This is a genomic window from Kitasatospora sp. NPDC048365 (assembly GCF_043200835.1).
In the GTDB taxonomy this organism is placed as follows: Bacteria; Actinomycetota; Actinomycetes; order Streptomycetales; family Streptomycetaceae; genus Kitasatospora; species Kitasatospora terrestris.
Window position 1 is genome coordinate 23,900 of record NZ_JBICYJ010000044.1, and the last position, 16,950, is coordinate 40,849.

Sequence of the window (16,950 nt, forward strand, 5' to 3'; positions counted from 1 at the left end):
ACACTTCCTGTCTCAGTCCACGGATTCGACCAGGAGACCGGCATGGCGTTCAACCTCCGGAACAGGCACTTCCTCAAGGAGCTCGATTTCACTCCCCAGGAGTTCCGCCACCTGGTCGAGCTCTCCGCCCAGCTCAAGGCCGCGAAGTATGCGGGCACCGAGCAGCCGCGCCTGCGCGGCAAGAACATCGCGCTGATCTTCGCCAAGACCTCGACGCGCACCCGCTGCGCGTTCGAGGTCGCGGCGCACGACCAGGGCGCCACCACCACCTACCTCGACCCGGCCGGCTCGCAGATGGGCCACAAGGAGTCGATCAAGGACACCGCGCGGGTGCTCGGGCGGATGTTCGACGGCATCCAGTACCGGGGTGACGGCCAGGAGATCGTGGAGGAGCTGGCGCAGCACGCGGGCGTGCCGGTGTGGAACGGCCTGACCGACGAGTGGCACCCCACCCAGATGCTGGCCGACGTCCTGACCGTCCAGGAGCACTCCGCCAAGCCGCTGGCCGAGACCACCCTGGTCTACCTCGGTGACGCCCGCTCCAACATGGGCAACTCGCTGCTGGTCACCGGCGCCCTGCTCGGCATGGACATCCGGATCGTCGCGCCGGCCGAGCTGTGGCCCGCCGAGGACGTCCAGAAGGCCGCCCGCGAGCTGGCCGCCACCAGCGGTGCCCGGGTGACGCTCACCGAGGACATCGCGGCCGGTGTCGCCGGGGCCGACTTCCTCTACACCGACGTCTGGGTCTCGATGGGCGAGCCCAAGGAGGTCTGGGCCGAGCGGATCGCCCTGCTCAAGCCGTACCAGGTCTCGATGGACACGGTCCGCGCCACCGGCAACCCGGCGGTCAAGTTCCTGCACTGCCTCCCGGCGTACCACGACCTCGGGACGGAGATCGGGCGGCAGATGTTCGAGCTGACCGGCATGTCCGAGCTGGAGTGCACCGACGAGCTGTTCGAGTCGGCGCACTCGGTCGTCTTCGACCAGGCCGAGAACCGCCTGCACACCATCAAGGCGGTGCTGGTCGCGACCCTCGGTTCCTGACCGGGATCCTGACCCGGCTCCCGACCCGGCTCCGGGGCGGTTCACGCCCGACGAGGGGTCGGGCGAGCGGTCGGACGAGCGGTCAGAAGTCCACGTCGACGCAGGCGGCCCGGTCGCCCGCCCGGTGCGGGCCGGCCGGGCCGCCCGCGTGCAGCACCAGGGAGTGCGCCTCGTCCGGCCGGAACCGCCAGCCGACCGTGGACTCGGCACGGCCGGCGCCCTCGGCGTCGGTGCGCAGGGTGAGCCGCAGCTCGTTGCCGGCGTTGGCGTACGCCGGGTCGGTGGAGGGCTGCACCGGGTCGGTGGCGTCCTGGTAGTGCGGTCCGGAGGCGGCCGGGTCGGCGCCGCAGTGCCCGGTGTGGACGTGCGCCGGGAACTCGTGGTCCGGCGCCAGCCCGGAGACCTCCAGCGCGACGGTCGTCCCGCCCGGCGCCCGGGTCACCGTCACCCGGACCGGCGCCCCGTACGGGACCAGGTCCGGCGCGTGGGTGATCGCCCGGGCCGGGACGAAGCCGTCCGCCCGGTCGAAGCGGGCGTCCACCACGGTGGTCGGCGCCAGGACCGGCGCCAGCGCGAGGGGAAGCAGGAACGCGGCGGACGGGACGGGCATCACGGGGCCTTCCGACGGGCCGGGCGGCGGACACCCGGCGGACACCGCCCACCGTGGCGCGGCCGCCGCGCCCCGACCCCGCGCAATGCCGGGAAGTCACCCGAAAGAGAGGCACGGGCCGGCCCGAGGCCCGTCCGAGGGGTCTCAGCCGGACGCCCGGGTGATGCCGCGGATCTCGCAGCGGGGCCCGCTGGCCCGCATCAGCCGCAGGTCGGCGGTGACCAGCGGGGCGCCCAGCGACTCCGCGACCGCGACGTACGCCGCGTCGTCGGGGGTCAGGTTGTCCTTGAGCTCCCAGATCCGGCCGAGCAGCGGTGCGACCTCGATCTTGCGGATCGTCAGGCCCGGGAGCTCCGCCACGAGCTCGGCCACTCGGGCCGCCGTCAGCTCCTTGGCCAGGTACAGCCCGCGCAGCGACTGCATCACCTCGATCACCACGTGCTCCGGGGCCGCCCAGTCCCGGTCGGCCGTCAGCTCGGCGCGGGCCGCCGCACCCCGCTCGCCCTCGTCGGAGAGGGCCAGGACCAGCGCGGATGCATCGACGACGATCACGGAACATTCCCCCAGAGCGGCACGGTCGGTCCCGCACACCGTAGCCCCGCCGGTCCGACGGGGAACGGCCGGGCCTGCGGCGGTGCCGCCCCGGCCCGCGGCGGTGTCGTCCCGGCCCGCGGCGGTGCCGTCCCGGCCCGCGGCGGTGTCGCCCCGGCCCGCGGCGGTGTCGCTCCCGGCCGTCAGGGCTTGGGCGTCGCCGATGCGGAGCGCTGGTCCTGATAGGGCGTGACCTGGGCGGCGGCTTCGGCCGCCTCCTGGGCGCCGATCCGGGCGTGCCAGGCCGGGCTGAGCGCCATGTTCTCCAACTGGTCCAGCGTGAGCGGCGGTTCCTGCCGGATCACCTGCTCGTGCTTGGCGTCCATCAGGCTGCCGGTGGAGACGGCTACCCGGACGCCGTCGGCCCGCAGGAGGTCGGCGCCGCGCTGCACCTCGTCGAAGACCAGGCCCTCCCAGGTCAGCAGCTTGCCGCCGTCCGGCAGGTCGGCGACGTGGCAGCTCTTCTGGGCGCCGCGCGATGCGCAGGAGAAGAGGTCGCCGTGGCCGTCCTTGGGGTCCGGCACGAAGTGCGGTTCGACCGACACCTGGATCGCCGCGCTCCCGTGTCCGGCGTCGTAGACGACCCGCCCGCGCACGTCCGAGTCGCGCCCGCCGGCCGGCAGACCGTCCCGTCCGCTGTACTGCCCGATCGGTGAGCCGGACGGGATCAGGGAGACCAGGGTCCGCACCGCCGCCGCACCGGTCAGCGGCACAGTTGCTGCGGTGGGGGAGGCCTCGCCCGAGGGCGCCGTCGCCGTCGTCCCGCTCGGGCCTGCCGTCCCGCTCGGGCCCGCCGTCACGGCCGGGCCGGAGGCGGCCGCGGATGTCTGCCCGGCCGTCGCACCGGAGTGGGCCAGTAGCAGTGGGCCCCCCGCCGCGAGCACGGCCACGGCCGCGGCGGCGCCCGCCACGCGGATCCGCCGGCTCCGCCGGATCCTCCTCCCGTCCGAGGTTGCGCCGGCGACCAGCCGGGTCAGCGGGGGCTCCGCGTCGCCGACGGCCTGCTCGAAGACCGCGCTCACCTCGCGTCCGACCTGCTCGGAATCGTGCATGTCCGTTCTCCCCTCCGGGTCTGTGTGTCTGTGCGGTCGTGCGGGGCCGTCCTGTGCGGCCCGGGCGCGCGGTCGTACGGTCGCGTCCTCGGCCGTGCCGTCGGCGTCCATGGCCGGCTACGCGGCCAGTCCCGCCAGCTGGTCGCCGAGCAGGGCGCGCAGCCGGGTCAGGGCGCGGAGGCTGCGGGTGCGCACCACGCCGGTGGTGAGGCCGAGTTCGGCGGCGGTCTCCTCGACGCTGCGGTCCTCCCAGTAGCGCAGCACCAGCACGGCCCGGTCGCGGGGCGGCAGCCTGCCGAGCGCCTGCAGCAGGGTCAACCGCAGGGCGGGGTCCTGCTCGGTGGAGACCTGCTCCGGCAGCTGCTCCAGGGCGGGCCGCTCGGTGGAGCGCCGCAGCCGGCGGTGCGAGAGGTGGCTGCGCAGCAGGATCCGGCGGGCGTAGGCCTCCGGGCTGTCGGCGCTCCGGACCCGGTTCCAGGAGGCGTAGACCTTGGCGAGGGTCGCCTGGGTGAGGTCTTCGGCCAGATGCCAGTCGCCGCACAGCAGGAGTGCGGTGCGGAACAGTGCGGTGCCCCTGCTGTGCGCGAACTCCTCGAACTCCCGCAGGTTCTGAGCCTGCCGTTCGTTCCTCATCGCCGGTCGTCCCCTCCGCCGTGCCCGTGTCCGGCAGGTAGACGCCCGAGACGCGCGGTTGCGTTACGGCATGCGGGGGTGAAGTTTGGACGCAGCCATGCACTATGGTTTATCTCGACATCGAGATAACTAGTCGCTACGATTTATCTTGACGTCAAGATATAGGCCGGCGGAAGCAGATTAGCTAAGGCTTACCTTACCACCGGGTGGACCTAGAAGGAGTCAGTCGTGTCCGCGAACAGCTTCGACGCCCGCAGCCCGCTGCAGGTGGGCGACGAGTCGTACGAGATCTTCAAGCTCTCCGCCGTCGAGGGTTCCGAGCGGCTGCCGTACAGCCTCAAGGTCCTGCTGGAGAACCTGCTGCGCACCGAGGACGGCGCCAACATCACCGCCGACCACATCCGCGCCCTGGGCAACTGGGACGCGACGGCGGAGCCGTCGGAGGAGATCCAGTTCACCCCGGCCCGTGTGATCATGCAGGACTTCACCGGCGTGCCGTGCGTGGTCGACCTCGCCACCATGCGTGAGGCCGTGAAGGAGCTGGGCGGCGACCCGGCGAAGATCAACCCGCTGGCCCCGGCCGAGCTGGTCATCGACCACTCGGTCATCGCCGACAAGTTCGGCACTCCGGACGCCTTCGTCCAGAACGTCGAGATCGAGTACGGCCGCAACAAGGAGCGCTACCAGTTCCTGCGCTGGGGCCAGACCGCGTTCGACGAGTTCAAGGTCGTCCCGCCGGGCACCGGCATCGTCCACCAGGTCAACATCGAGCACCTGGCGCGCACGGTCATGGTCCGCAACGGCCAGGCGTACCCCGACACCTGCGTCGGCACCGACTCGCACACCACCATGGTCAACGGCCTGGGCGTGCTGGGCTGGGGCGTCGGCGGCATCGAGGCCGAGGCCGCGATGCTCGGCCAGCCGGTCTCCATGCTGATCCCGCGCGTGGTGGGCTTCAAGCTCAACGGCCAGCTCCCGGCCGGCACCACCGCCACCGACCTGGTGCTCACCATCACCGAGATGCTGCGCAAGCACGGTGTGGTCGGCAAGTTCGTCGAGTTCTACGGCGAGGGCGTCTCCGCCATCCCGCTGGCGAACCGCGCCACCATCGGCAACATGTCGCCGGAGTTCGGCTCGACCTGTGCGATCTTCCCGATCGACGCCGAGACCATCAACTACCTCAAGCTCACCGGCCGTGACGAGCAGCAGCTCGCCCTGGTCGAGGCGTACGCCAAGGAGCAGGGCCTCTGGCACGACCCGTCGGTCGAGCCGGTCTACTCCGAGTACCTGGAGCTGGACGTCTCCACCGTCGTCCCGTCGATCTCCGGCCCGAAGCGCCCGCAGGACCGCGTGGTCCTGGCCGAGGCCGCCGCGAAGTTCGCCGAGGCGCTGCCGACCTACTCCGCCGAGGCCTCGAAGCCGACCGCCGTCACCGCCCCCGACGGCTCGTCCTACGAGATCGACAACGGCGCGGTCGTGATCGCCTCGATCACCTCCTGCACCAACACCTCCAACCCCTCCGTCATGCTGGGCGCCGCCCTGCTGGCGAAGAAGGCCGTGGAGAAGGGCCTCACGGTCAAGCCGTGGGTCAAGACCACCCTGGCGCCCGGCTCCAAGGTCGTCATGGACTACTACGAGAAGGCCGGCCTGCTCCCGTACATGGAGAAGCTGGGCTTCAACCTGGTCGGCTACGGCTGCGTCACCTGCATCGGCAACTCGGGCCCGCTGCCCGAGGAGGTCTCGGCCGCGGTGAACGAGGCCGACCTGGCGGTCGTCTCGGTGCTCTCCGGCAACCGCAACTTCGAGGGCCGGATCAACCCCGACGTCAAGATGAACTACCTGGCCTCCCCGCCGCTGGTGGTCGCCTACGCCCTCGCCGGCAACATGAACGTCGACATCACCCGTGACGCCCTGGGCAAGGACGCGGACGGCAACGACGTCTTCCTCGCCGACATCTGGCCGTCCGAGCAGGAGGTCGCCGACACCGTCGCCGGCTCCATCGACCAGGACATGTTCGACAAGGGCTACCAGGACGTCTTCGCCGGCGACCACCGCTGGCAGTCGCTCCCGGTCCCGACCGGCAACACCTTCGAGTGGGACGCCGAGTCCACCTACGTCCGCAAGCCCCCGTACTTCGAGGGCATGGCCAAGACCCCGAGCCCGGTGACCGACATCGCCGGTGCCCGCGTCCTGGCCAAGCTGGGCGACTCGGTCACCACCGACCACATCTCCCCGGCCGGCAACATCAAGCCGGGCACCCCGGCCGCGCAGTACCTCACCGAGAACGGTGTGGAGAAGCGCGACTTCAACTCCTACGGTTCGCGTCGTGGCAACCACGAGGTGATGATCCGCGGCACCTTCGCCAACATCCGCCTGCGCAACCAGATCGCGCCGGGCACCGAGGGCGGCTACACCCGCGACTTCACCCAGGCCGACGGCCCGGTGTCGTTCATCTACGACGCCTCGCAGAACTACCAGGCCGCCGGCACCCCGCTGGTCGTCCTGGCGGGCAAGGAGTACGGCTCCGGCTCGTCCCGCGACTGGGCGGCCAAGGGCACCGCGCTGCTCGGCGTCAAGGCCGTCATCGCCGAGTCCTACGAGCGCATCCACCGCTCGAACCTGATCGGCATGGGCGTCCTGCCGCTGCAGTTCCCGGCCGGCCAGACCGCCGACTCGCTGGGCCTGACCGGCGAGGAGACCTTCTCCTTCGAGGGCGTCACCGAGCTGAACGAGGGTCGCACCCCGAAGACCGTCAAGGTCACCGCGGGCGACGTCTCCTTCGACGCGGTCGTGCGCATCGACACCCCCGGTGAGGCGGACTACTACCGCAACGGCGGCATCCTGCAGTACGTGCTGCGCAGCCTGATCGGCTGAGACCTGCAGTAGACCGAGAGGCCGGACCGCAATGCGGTCCGGCCTCTTGTGCGTTCCCCGTGAATGGACTAAACCTCTCAATCAGCACATGGTCCAGACCAATTGACGCTGAATCGGAGAGATTCACGGAATGACCAGACGCACATCGGCAGTACTGGCGATCGCCACCCTGGGCGCGCTGATCGCCTCTCCCGCGACCGCGGACGCCCACCAGGGCCTCAAGGGCCAGCGGGTCGGCTACTTCACCCAGTGGGGCATCTACAGCGGCTTCTCCGCCAAGAAGGTGCAGGACTCCGGGCAGGCCGGGAAGCTCACCGTCATCAACTACGCCTTCGGCAACGTCTCCGCCGAGGGCACCTGCTTCGAGGCCAACGCCGCCGGGGTCGGCGACGCCTGGGCCGACTACCAGCGGCCGGTCGGCGCCGAGGAGTCGGTGGACGGCGTGGCCGACACCGCGGAGCAGCCGCTGAAGGGCAACTTCAACCAGCTGCGCAAGCTCAAGGCGAAGAACCCGCAGCTCAAGGCGGTGATCTCGCTCGGCGGGTGGAGCTGGTCCAAGTACTTCTCGGACGCCGCCGCCACCGACGCCTCGCGGAAGAAGTTCGTCGCCTCCTGCATCGACCTCTACCTCAAGGGCAACCTGCCGCAGCTCGGCTCCGCCGAGGGCGGCCAGGGCGCCGGCGCCGGGGTGTTCGACGGCATCGACATCGACTGGGAGTACCCGGGCGGCGGCGGTGACGCGGGCAACGTGGTGCGCCCCGAGGACGGCCGGAACTACACCCTGCTGATGCAGGAGTTCCGCCGCCAGCTGGACGCGCTGAGCGGCCGCAGGGGCCCGCACTACCTGCTGACCGCCGCGGTGCCGGCCGGCGAGGCCAAGGCCGACCAGTTGGAGATCCCCAAGGTCGCCAAGTCGGTGGACTGGCTCAACCTGATGACCTACGACCTGCACGGTCCGTGGGAGTCGCTGGGCCCGACCAACCACCAGGCCAACCTCTACACCGACCCGGCCGACATGGCGACCAGCAACGGCCGGCTCAGCGCCGACCGGGTGGTCCGGCACTACCTGGACAAGGGCCTGCCGCCGAAGAAGGCGGTGCTGGGCGTGCCGTTCTACGGCTACGGCTGGACCGGTGTGCAGGCGGGCGACAAGTTCGGCCTGTACCAGGCCGCGACCGGCCTCGCCCGGGGCGGCAACCTGCCGTACAACCAGATCAAGGACCTGCCGGGCACCGTCCACTACGACCGGGCGCACGGCGCGACCTGGAAGTACGACGGCACCGAGTTCTGGTCGTACGACACCCCCGAGCTGCTCACCAGGAAGGCCGAGTACACCCGTTGCCAGGGGCTCGGCGGCGTGATGGTGTGGGCGCTCGACAACGACGACAGCCAGGGCTCGCTGGTAACGGCGTTGGACAAGGGCCTGCGGTAGCCGCAGGGCCCGGGTAGGACCTCGCGCAGCTTCGCGTATCACGATTTGAGTGTCGTCGTGCGCGAAGCTGCGCATTTCTATGTTCAAACGCGCAGCTTCGCGCTATCTTCTCGGACATCGGTGATCGCAGGAGCGCAATATGCAGGGTCCCTGTGCATTGCACATGCTGCACCGCCGACAACGCTTTGACCGTCACCACCGTGATCGGGCGGGTGGACTATTGCCGCCAGATGAACAGTGGACTATACCTTTGCGCATCACAAAAACCGCCTCTGACCGGCAGCTTCGCCGCTGGGCATCGTATGGCCAACAGGACTTGACGATCCGTCAGCCCTGGTCTGCATCTTCTGGAAACCGAGGGGTTAGGGCACTCATGGGCTCTGCAACCGAGTACAACCGTCGTGACATCTTCAAGCGGGCGGCCGGCGTGGCCGTGCTCGCGGCCGGCGGCGGCTCGCTGCTCGCCGCCTGTGCCGGTGGCACCGGCAGCAGCGCCGACAAGGGCGCCAAGGCTGCCGGCGGCTTCAACCTGACCGACGCCAAGAACCCGTTCGGCGTCAAGGAGGCCGACGGCCTCGAGGTCTTCATCTTCGACGGCGGTTACGGCAACGAGTACGCGAAGGCCTTCGAGGCCATGTACTCGAAGCAGTTCCCGGGTGCGAAGATCAACCACCAGGCCGACAAGGACGTCACCGGCAAGCTGCAGCCGCGCTTCAACGCCGGCTCCCCGCCGGACGTCATCGACGACTCGGGCGCCAAGCAGATGAAGCTGGACGTCCTCGCCGAGTCCAACCAGCTCACCGACCTGGCCCCGCTGCTGGACGCGCCGTACATCGACGACCCGTCGAAGAAGATCCGCGACGTCCTGATGCCCGGCACCATCGAGTCCGGCACGGTCAAGGGCAAGGTCTACAACCTGTCCTACGTCTACACCGTGTGGGGCTTCTGGTACTCCGGCAAGCTCTTCAAGGACAACGGCTGGACCGCCCCGAAGACCTGGGCCGAGTTCATCACCCTGTGCGAGCAGATCAAGGCCAAGGGCATCGCCCCGGTCGCCCACCAGGGCAAGTACCCGTACTACATCAACGTCGTCATGATGGACATGATCGCCAAGCAGGGCGGCCTGGACCTCATGAAGCGGATCGACTCCCTCGACGCCACCGCGTGGGACGACCCGGCGGTCAAGACCGTCGTCGACGCCTTCTTCCAGATCGTCGACAAGGACTACCTGCTCCCCGGCACCAACGGCATGACCCACACCGAGTCGCAGACGGCGTGGAACCAGTACAAGGCCGCCTTCATCCCCTCCGGCTCCTGGCTGGAGAACGAGCAGCTGCCGACCACCCCGGCCGACTTCGACATGAAGTTCCTGCCGATGCCGTCGCTGCCCGGTGACAAGCTGCCCTTCGAGGCCATCCGCGCCGGCTCCGGCGAGCCCTTCATCGTCCCGTCCAAGGCCAAGAACGTGGCCGGCGGCCTGGAGTTCCTGCGCAAGATGCTGACCAAGGAGGCCTCGGGCAAGTTCGCCCAGACCGCCAACAGCCTCACCTGCCTCAAGGACGGTGTCGGCCCCGAGGTCCAGCTGAAGCCGGGCACCGCCTCGACCGTCGTCGCCCTGAAGGCGGCCGGCGCCAACGTCTTCAACTTCCAGTACCCGAACACCGCCTCCAAGTTCGACGAGGACCTGCAGAACGCCTCGGGCGAGCTGATGGCCAAGCGCATCACTCCGGCGGAGTGGATCAAGCGCGCCAAGGAGTCGGCCACCAAGAACAAGACCGCCTGACCGGTCGGATTCACCACAGCGCCCCGGGGGGCCCGAACCACCCCCGGGGCGTCCGCCTGACGGACAGGAGAAGGTGACCATGCGTCACGGCAAGTACCCCTTCATCGTGGGGTTCCTCTTTCTTCCGATCGTGCTGTACGTGGGCCTGGTGCTGTGGCCCTACGCGCAGACCTTCGGATACTCCCTGACCGACTGGTCAGGGGCGAGCCAGGAGATGAACTTCGTCGGCCTGGACAACTACACGAGACTCCTCGATGACGAGGTCTTCGGCAACGCTCTGTGGCACAACCTGCTGCTGCTGATCCTGCTGCCGGTCGTGACCATCCTGATCGCGCTGTTCTTCGCCTTCATGCTGAACGTCGGTGGCAAGGGCGGCACCGGCGGCGTCCAGGGTGTGAAGGGGGCGGGCTTCTACAAGGTCGTCTTCTTCTTCCCGCAGGTGCTGTCCATCGCGATCCTCGCGGTGCTCTGGGGCGCGGTCTACCGCACCGACCAGAGCGGTCTGGCCAACGGCATCCTGATCAAGCTCGGCCTGGCCAGCGTGGACCAGCCGGTGCAGTGGCTGTCCGACCCGGACATGGTCATGTGGTGCGTGCTCGCCGTGCTGGTCTGGTCCGGCGTCGGCTTCTACCTGGTGCTCTTCTCGGCCGCCATGCAGGGCATCCCGAAGGACATCTACGAGGCCGCCCTGCTGGACGGCGCCAAGCGCGGGCAGACCTTCTTCAAGATCACCCTGCCGCTGCTCTGGGAGACCGTCCAGACCGCCTGGGTCTACCTGGCCATCGTCGCCATGGACGCCTTCGCCCTGGTCTCCTCGATCACCCCCGGCGCCTACTTCGGCGGCGGCCCCGACCACCACTCCGAGCTGATCTCGACCTACCTGATGCGCGCCTTCCTGCGCAACGGCGAGGCCGGCTACGCGTGTGCCATGGGTGTCGTGATCTTCTTCTTCACCCTGATCCTGACCGTCGTCTCGCTCTGGGCCACCAAGCGCGACAAGATCGAGTACTGAGCGGGGACTCGCTGATGGCGACTATCGACAAGACCGCGAACGTTCCCGGTCAGCGCGGCTCCGGCAGCAAGCCGGCCCAGGACCGCACCCAGCGCTTCGGCGACGGCGGCGGCGTCCTGAACGTCTTCTCGCACGGCTTCCTGGCCGTCTGGGCGATCCTGATCGTCCTGCCGCTGGGCTGGGTCGTGCTCGGCTCCTTCAAGACCGACTCCCAGATCAACGGCTCCGCCTGGAGCTGGCCCGCGGCCTTCCACTTCGACGCCTTCGGGCGGGCGTGGTCGAAGGGCATCGGCGGGTTCTTCACGAACACGCTCATCGTGCTGGCCGGCTCGGTGACCCTGACCATGCTGCTCGGCTCGATGGCGGCCTACGTGCTCGCCCGGTACGAGTTCAAGGGCAACAGGGTCATCTACTACCTGTTCGTGGCCGGCTCGATGTTCCCGGTGTACCTGGCGCTCGTGCCGCTGTTCTTCATGGTCCGCAACCTCGGTGAGATCTCGCCGTACCTGGGCCTGAACAGCTACGCCGGCCTGATCCTGGTGTACGTCGCGTACTCGCTGCCGTTCACCGTGTTCTTCATGTACTCGTTCTTCCGGACGCTGCCGACCGCGGTGCACGAGGCCGCGATGCTCGACGGGTGCTCGCACGCCCGGACGTTCTTCCAGATCATGGTCCCGATGGCGAAGCCCGGCCTGATCAGCGTCGGCATCTTCAACATCCTCGGCCAGTGGAACCAGTACATCCTGCCGGTCACCCTGATGCAGCCGACCACGGCGGGCGAGTCCGACCACTCGATGCTCGCCCAGGGCCTGGTCAACCTCGCGCTCCAGTCCGGCTACAAGAGCGACGCCCCGGCGCTGTTCGCCGGCATGACGATCGCGATGCTGCCGGTGCTGGTGGTCTACCTGTCCTTCCAGCGCCAGGTCCAGGCGGGCCTGACCAGCGCCACCCTGAAGTAGGAACGACCGACGACGACGCCGGGGGCGCGAGGAACATCGTTCCTCGCGCCCCCGGCGTGCGTGCTCCTAGCGGTCGGCGGCCTGCGCGGCCAGGGCGCGGGCCAGGTCGTCGCGGCACTCCAGCACCAGGCGGCGCAGCGCGGGCGCGGCGCCCTCGTGCGCGGTCAGCCAGGCGTCCGTCGCGGCGAGCGTCTCCGGCGTGGTCTGGAAGCGCGGGAAGAAGCCGCCGACGATCCGCATCGCGATCTCGATCGACCGCTGCGCCCAGATGTCCTCCAGCATCGCGAAGTACGGCGCGGCGTAGCCCGCCGTCAGCTCCCGCTGGTCGGGCTGGGCGAAGCCGGCGATCTGCGCCTCGACCAGGGCGTTGGGCAGTTCGTCCGAGTCGACCACCGAGGACCAGGCCGCGGCCTTCGCGCCCGGCGTCGGCAGTGCGGCCAGGCACTGGGTCTGCTGGCGCCGCCCGCTCGCGGTGTTGTCCCGCTCCAGCTCGGCGGCGAGCTCCTCGCCGCTCGCGTCGCCGGCCGCGGCCAGCGCCAGCCACAGCGACCAGCGCAGTTCCTGGTCGATGTCGAGGCCGTCGATCCGGGCGGTGCCCTCCAGCAGCCCGCGGAGCAGCTGCAGCTGCTCGGCGCCCTGCGCGGTCTGGGCGAGGAAGCGGGCCCAGGCGAGCTGGTGGTCGCTGCCGGGCGCGGCGGCGCGCAGCTCGGTGACCGCGCCCCGGGCGAGCAGCCGGCCGCCCTCGGCGCGCCACTCGGGCGCGGCGTACACGTCGAGCGCGCCCTTGGCCTGCCGGTGCAGCGACTGCAGGACGCCGATGTCCGACTCCTGCCCGGCGAAGCGCAGCACCAGGCCGATGTAGTCGCGGGCCGGCATCAGCGCGTCGCGGGTGAGGTTCCACACCGCGGACCAGGCGAGCGCCCGGGCGAGGGGATCGGTGATGTCGCCGAGGCCCTCGCGCAGGGTGGCGAGCGAGACCTCGTCGAAGCGGATCTTGCAGTACGTCAGGTCGTCGTCGTTGACCAGGACGAGCGCCGGGCGGGGCCGGCCGGCGGCCTCGGCGACCACGGTGCGGGCGCCGGTGACGTCCAGCTCGATCCGGTCGCTGCGGACCAGCGCGCCGTCGGCGGTGCGGTCGTACAGGCCGATCGCCACCCGGTGCGGGCGCGGCTCGCCGCCGTCCTGGAGGATCGCCAGCTCGGTGATCCGGCCCTCGCCGTCGGTCAGCAGCTGCGGGGTGAGCGAGTTGACGCCGGAGGTCTGCAGCCAGGCGGCGGCCCAGGTCTTGAGGTCGCGGCCGCTGGTCTCCTCCAGGACGTCCAGCAGGTCGCCCAGGACGGTGTTGCCGAAGGCGTGCTTCTTGAAGTAGCGGCGGGCGCCCTCGAAGAAGGCGTCCCGGCCGACGTACGCCACCAGTTGCTTGAGCACCGAGGCGCCCTTGGCGTAGGTGATGCCGTCGAAGTTGAGCTTGGCGTCCTCGAGGTCGCGGATGTCCGCGGTGATCGGGTGGGTGGTGGGGAACTGGTCCTGCCGGTACGCCCACGCCTTGCGCTGGTTGGCGAAGGTGATCCAGGCCGACCGGTACCGGGTGGCCTCGATCTGCGAGAAGGAGCCCATGAAGTCGGCGAACGACTCCTTCAGCCACAGGTCGTCCCACCACTTCATGGTGACCAGGTCGCCGAACCACATGTGCGCCATCTCGTGCAGGATGACGTTGGCGCGGCCCTCGTACGCCGCGTCGGTGACCTTCGAGCGGAAGACGAACTCCTCGCGGAAGGTGACGCAGCCCGGGTTCTCCATCGCGCCGATGTTGTACTCCGGCACGAAGCACTGGTCGTACTTGCCGAACGGGTACGGGTAGTCGAACTCGTCGTGGAAGAAGTCCAGGCCCTGCTTGGTGACGGTGAGGATCTCGTCCGCGTCGAAGTACGGGGCCAGCGACCTGCGGCAGGTCGCGGCGAGCGGGATCTCCAGCACCGTGCCGTCCGGCAGCTCGCGGCTGTAGTGGTCGCGCACCACGTGGTACGGGCCGGCCACCACGGCGGTCAGGTAGGTGGAGATCGGCTGCGTCTCGGCGAACGTCCAGGTCCGGGCGGAGCCGTCGGCCTCGACGGCGGTGTGCACCGCGTTGTTGTAGACGTCCCAGGCGGCCGGCGCGGTGACCGTGAAGACGTAACGGGCCTTCAGGTCGGGCTGCTCGAAGTTGGCGAACACCCGCCGGGCGTCGGCCGGCTCGTAGTGGGTGTAGAGGTACGTCTCGCCGTCCACCGGGTCGACGAAGCGGTGCAGGCCCTCGCCGGTCCGGCTGTAGGCGCAGTCCGCCACCACGGTCAGCTCGTTCCGCTCGGCCAGCCCGTCCAGCCGGACGCGCGTTCCGTCGAAGACCTGCGCCGGGTCCAGCTCGCGGCCGTTCAGGGTGACCGAACGGACCGAGGGCGCCAGCAGGTCGAGGAAGGTCGCGCCGCCCGGCGCGGAGGAACGGAAGGCGATCTCGGTGGTGGAGAGGAACGTGGACTTCTCCGGATCGGGCGCCGACGTCACGTCGAGGTGGACGCGGTAGCGCTCCACCCCGATGATCCCGGCCCGCTCGCGGGCTTCCTCTCGGCTCAGGTTCTTGCCCGGCACGGCGGTACTCCTTTGTACGGATCCCCTGGTACTGAGAGCTCTGCTGGAACTCTTTCGGGGGCATCCTTTCACGCCCCGTCCGCGGTGTAATTGCACTGTCCGGAATCATCGGGCGGCGCGTTCGGTTGCAGACCCGAGGGGGAGCGCCCCCGACCGTGACACCACCGACCGAAGGACGCCGTCCGTGACGACTGCAGACTCCCGCAAGATCGCCGACTTCTGGTTCGACCCGATCTGCCCCTGGGCCTGGATGACCTCGCGCTGGATGCTCGAGGTCGAGCAGCTGCGCCCGGTCGACACCAAGTGGCACGTGATGAGCCTGTCGGTGCTCAACGAGGGCCGCGAGGACCTGCCGGAGCGGTACAAGGAGCTGCTCGCGGCCGGCTGGGGCCCGGTCCGGGTGCTGATCGCCGCTGCGCAGACGCACGGGGACAAGGTGCTCGGCCCGCTCTACACCGAACTCGGCACCCGCTTCCACAACCAGGGCCTGCCGAACAACCGGGAGACCATCGTCGCCGCGCTGGAGGCGGCCGGCCTGGAGGCCGAGCTGGCCGACGCCGCCGACACCGACGCCTACGACGAGGCGCTGCGCGCCTCGCACAAGGAGGGCATCACCCTGGTCGGCGAGGACGTCGGCACCCCGGTGATCGCCGTCGACGGCCCGGACGGCGACCGCGTCGCCTTCTTCGGCCCGGTCGTCACCCCCACCCCGCGCGGCGAGGCCGCCGCTCGCCTCTGGGACGGCACGGTCCTGGTCGCGTCCACCCCGGGCTTCTACGAGATCAAGCGGACCCGCACCAAGGGCCCGTCCTTCGAGTAACCGCGAGCGCACCGCAAGCACGAAGGGGCGCGAGGAACCTCCGGTTCCTCGCGCCCCTTTTCGTGGTCCGCTAGCGGCGCAGCTTGCCGACCAGGGCCAGCAGGGCCGTCAGGCCGAGGGTGAAGTACAGCTGGATCCGGTTGTCGGCGTCGAGGGTCATCAGCACCAGCACCGCCACGATGCCGGCCAACGCGGCCCAGGTGAGGTACGGGAAGGCCCACATCCGGACGGTCAGCTGCTCGGGGGCCTCGTGCTCCAGGCGCCGCCGCATCCGCAGCTGCGCCACCGCGATGAACGCCCACACCACCAGCACCGCCGCGCCGACCATGTTGAGCAGCCAGGTGAAGACCGTGGTCGGCCACCAGTAGCTGAACAGCACCGCCGCGAAGCCGAACGCCGAGGAGGCGAGCACCGCGCGCCGCGGCACCCCGCCGCCGACCTTGCCGAGCGCCTTCGGGCCCTGGCCGCGGGCGACCAGCGAGTACGCCATCCGCGAGGAGCCGTAGATGTTGGCGTTCATCGCGGAGAGCAGCGCGATCAGCACCACCACGTTCATCACCTGCGCGGCGCCGGGGATGCCGAGGGTGTCCAGCACGGCGACGTACGGGCCGGGCTTGCGGACCGACGGGTCGTTCCACGGCACCAGGGTGACGATGACCGCCATCGAGCCGACGTAGAAGAGGGCGATCCGCCACATCGCGGTGCGCACGGCACCGGCGACGCTGCGGCGCGGGTCCTTGGACTCGGCGGCGGCGATGGTGACGGTCTCCAGGCCGCCGTACGCGAAGACGGAGGCGAGCAGGCCGGTGACCAGGCCGGAGGAGCCGTGCGGGAAGAAGCCGCCGTCGCCGGTGAGGTTGGCGGTGCCGGGGGAGTCGGTGCCGGGCAGCACGCCGGTGACGGCGAGGACGCCGATCACCAGGAACGCGGTGATCGCGGTGACCTTGACCGCGGCGAACCAGAACTCGAACTCGCCGAAGTTCTTCACCGCCGCCAGGTTGGTGGCGCAGAAGAAGCTCATGAAGATCGCGACCCACACCCAGGACGGCACGCCCGGCAGCCAGCCGGCCATGATCCCGGCGGCGCCGATCGCCTCGGCGGCGACGCCGACGCAGAGCAGGGTCCAGAACAGCCAGCCCACGGTGAGTCCGGCCCACGGGCCGATCTCGCGCTCGGCGTGCACCGAGAAGGAGCCGCTGGCCGGCCGGGCGGCGGACATCTCGCCCAGCATCCGCATCACCAGCATCACCAGCACGCCGGAGAGCGCGAAGGCGAGCACGATGGACGGTCCGGCGGCGGCGATGCCCGCGCCGGAGCCGACGAAGAGCCCGGCGCCGATCACGCCGCCGAGCGCGATCATCGACAGGTGACGCGGCTTGAGGCCGTGGGCCAGCTTGCCGTCGGTGCCGTCGGTGCCGGCGGCGGGGGCGACCGCGGTGGCCGCGGTGGCGCCGGACGGCTGCCGGGTGGGTGCCGGGGGGAGGGACGTCATGCGGAGGTCCAGACTGTTCGGAT

Annotated in this window: 13 protein-coding genes; 7 read left to right on the plus strand and 6 right to left on the minus strand. The window is 70.1% G+C overall.

What is annotated here, in order from left to right; genetic code table 11:
• Positions 1–42 precede the first annotated feature (42 nt).
• The gene (gene argF, locus ACGFX4_RS33005; protein WP_393082366.1) at positions 43–1,044 is read left to right on the plus strand and encodes an ornithine carbamoyltransferase; all 1,002 of its coding nucleotides are present in this window, start codon (positions 43–45) and stop codon (positions 1,042–1,044) included.
• Between the two features lie 82 nt (positions 1,045–1,126).
• On the opposite strand, the gene ACGFX4_RS33010 is transcribed toward argF, so the two are convergent.
• The 4 genes from ACGFX4_RS33010 to ACGFX4_RS33025 form a co-directional block, all read right to left on the minus strand.
• A complete protein-coding gene (locus ACGFX4_RS33010; protein WP_393082369.1) occupies positions 1,127–1,654 on the minus strand; it encodes a superoxide dismutase family protein in 528 nt (175 codons plus the stop codon).
• A gap of 144 nt (positions 1,655–1,798) precedes the next feature.
• Positions 1,799–2,206: a type II toxin-antitoxin system VapC family toxin gene (locus ACGFX4_RS33015; RefSeq protein WP_393082372.1), complete on the minus strand. Its 408-nt coding sequence runs from the start codon at positions 2,204–2,206 to the stop codon at positions 1,799–1,801.
• Positions 2,207–2,388: 182 nt separating this feature from the next.
• Positions 2,389–3,297, minus strand: coding sequence for a hypothetical protein (locus tag ACGFX4_RS33020; protein WP_393082375.1), 909 nt, complete (start codon positions 3,295–3,297; stop codon positions 2,389–2,391).
• 117 nt (positions 3,298–3,414) lie between these two features.
• Positions 3,415–3,930 (minus strand): SigE family RNA polymerase sigma factor, encoded by a 516-nt coding sequence (locus ACGFX4_RS33025; protein WP_393082378.1) that lies wholly within the window; start codon positions 3,928–3,930, stop codon positions 3,415–3,417.
• A gap of 228 nt (positions 3,931–4,158) precedes the next feature.
• Between ACGFX4_RS33025 and acnA the strand changes: the two genes are divergently transcribed.
• From acnA to ACGFX4_RS33050, 5 genes are all read left to right on the plus strand, one after another.
• A complete protein-coding gene (gene acnA, locus ACGFX4_RS33030; RefSeq protein ID WP_393082381.1) occupies positions 4,159–6,804 on the plus strand; it encodes an aconitate hydratase AcnA in 2,646 nt (881 codons plus the stop codon).
• 130 nt (positions 6,805–6,934) lie between these two features.
• Complete coding sequence (locus tag ACGFX4_RS33035) at positions 6,935–8,236, plus strand: glycoside hydrolase family 18 protein (RefSeq protein WP_393082384.1); 1,302 nt, start codon at positions 6,935–6,937, stop codon at positions 8,234–8,236.
• Positions 8,237–8,609: 373 nt separating this feature from the next.
• On the plus strand, positions 8,610–10,019 hold the full coding sequence (ngcE, locus tag ACGFX4_RS33040; protein ID WP_393082387.1) for an N-acetylglucosamine/diacetylchitobiose ABC transporter substrate-binding protein: 1,410 nt from the start codon (positions 8,610–8,612) through the stop codon (positions 10,017–10,019).
• Between the two features lie 79 nt (positions 10,020–10,098).
• Entirely contained in the window at positions 10,099–11,031 is a 933-nt protein-coding gene (locus tag ACGFX4_RS33045; protein ID WP_393082450.1) for a carbohydrate ABC transporter permease, read from the plus strand.
• Between the two features lie 14 nt (positions 11,032–11,045).
• Positions 11,046–11,990 carry a carbohydrate ABC transporter permease gene (locus ACGFX4_RS33050; RefSeq protein ID WP_393082390.1) on the plus strand — a complete coding sequence of 315 codons (945 nt, stop codon included), beginning with the start codon at positions 11,046–11,048 and terminating at the stop codon, positions 11,988–11,990.
• A gap of 66 nt (positions 11,991–12,056) precedes the next feature.
• Here the strand turns inward: ACGFX4_RS33050 and pepN are convergent, their stop codons facing one another.
• Positions 12,057–14,615, minus strand: coding sequence for an aminopeptidase N (gene pepN, locus ACGFX4_RS33055; protein ID WP_393082393.1), 2,559 nt, complete (start codon positions 14,613–14,615; stop codon positions 12,057–12,059).
• A gap of 184 nt (positions 14,616–14,799) precedes the next feature.
• Between pepN and ACGFX4_RS33060 the strand changes: the two genes are divergently transcribed.
• On the plus strand, positions 14,800–15,435 hold the full coding sequence (locus ACGFX4_RS33060) for a DsbA family protein (protein WP_393082396.1): 636 nt from the start codon (positions 14,800–14,802) through the stop codon (positions 15,433–15,435).
• Positions 15,436–15,505: 70 nt separating this feature from the next.
• Here ACGFX4_RS33060 and ACGFX4_RS33065 read toward each other — a convergent pair whose 3' ends face one another.
• Positions 15,506–16,927, minus strand: a complete 1,422-nt coding sequence (locus tag ACGFX4_RS33065) for an amino acid permease (RefSeq protein ID WP_393082399.1) — start codon at positions 16,925–16,927, stop codon at positions 15,506–15,508.
• Positions 16,928–16,950 lie beyond the last annotated feature (23 nt).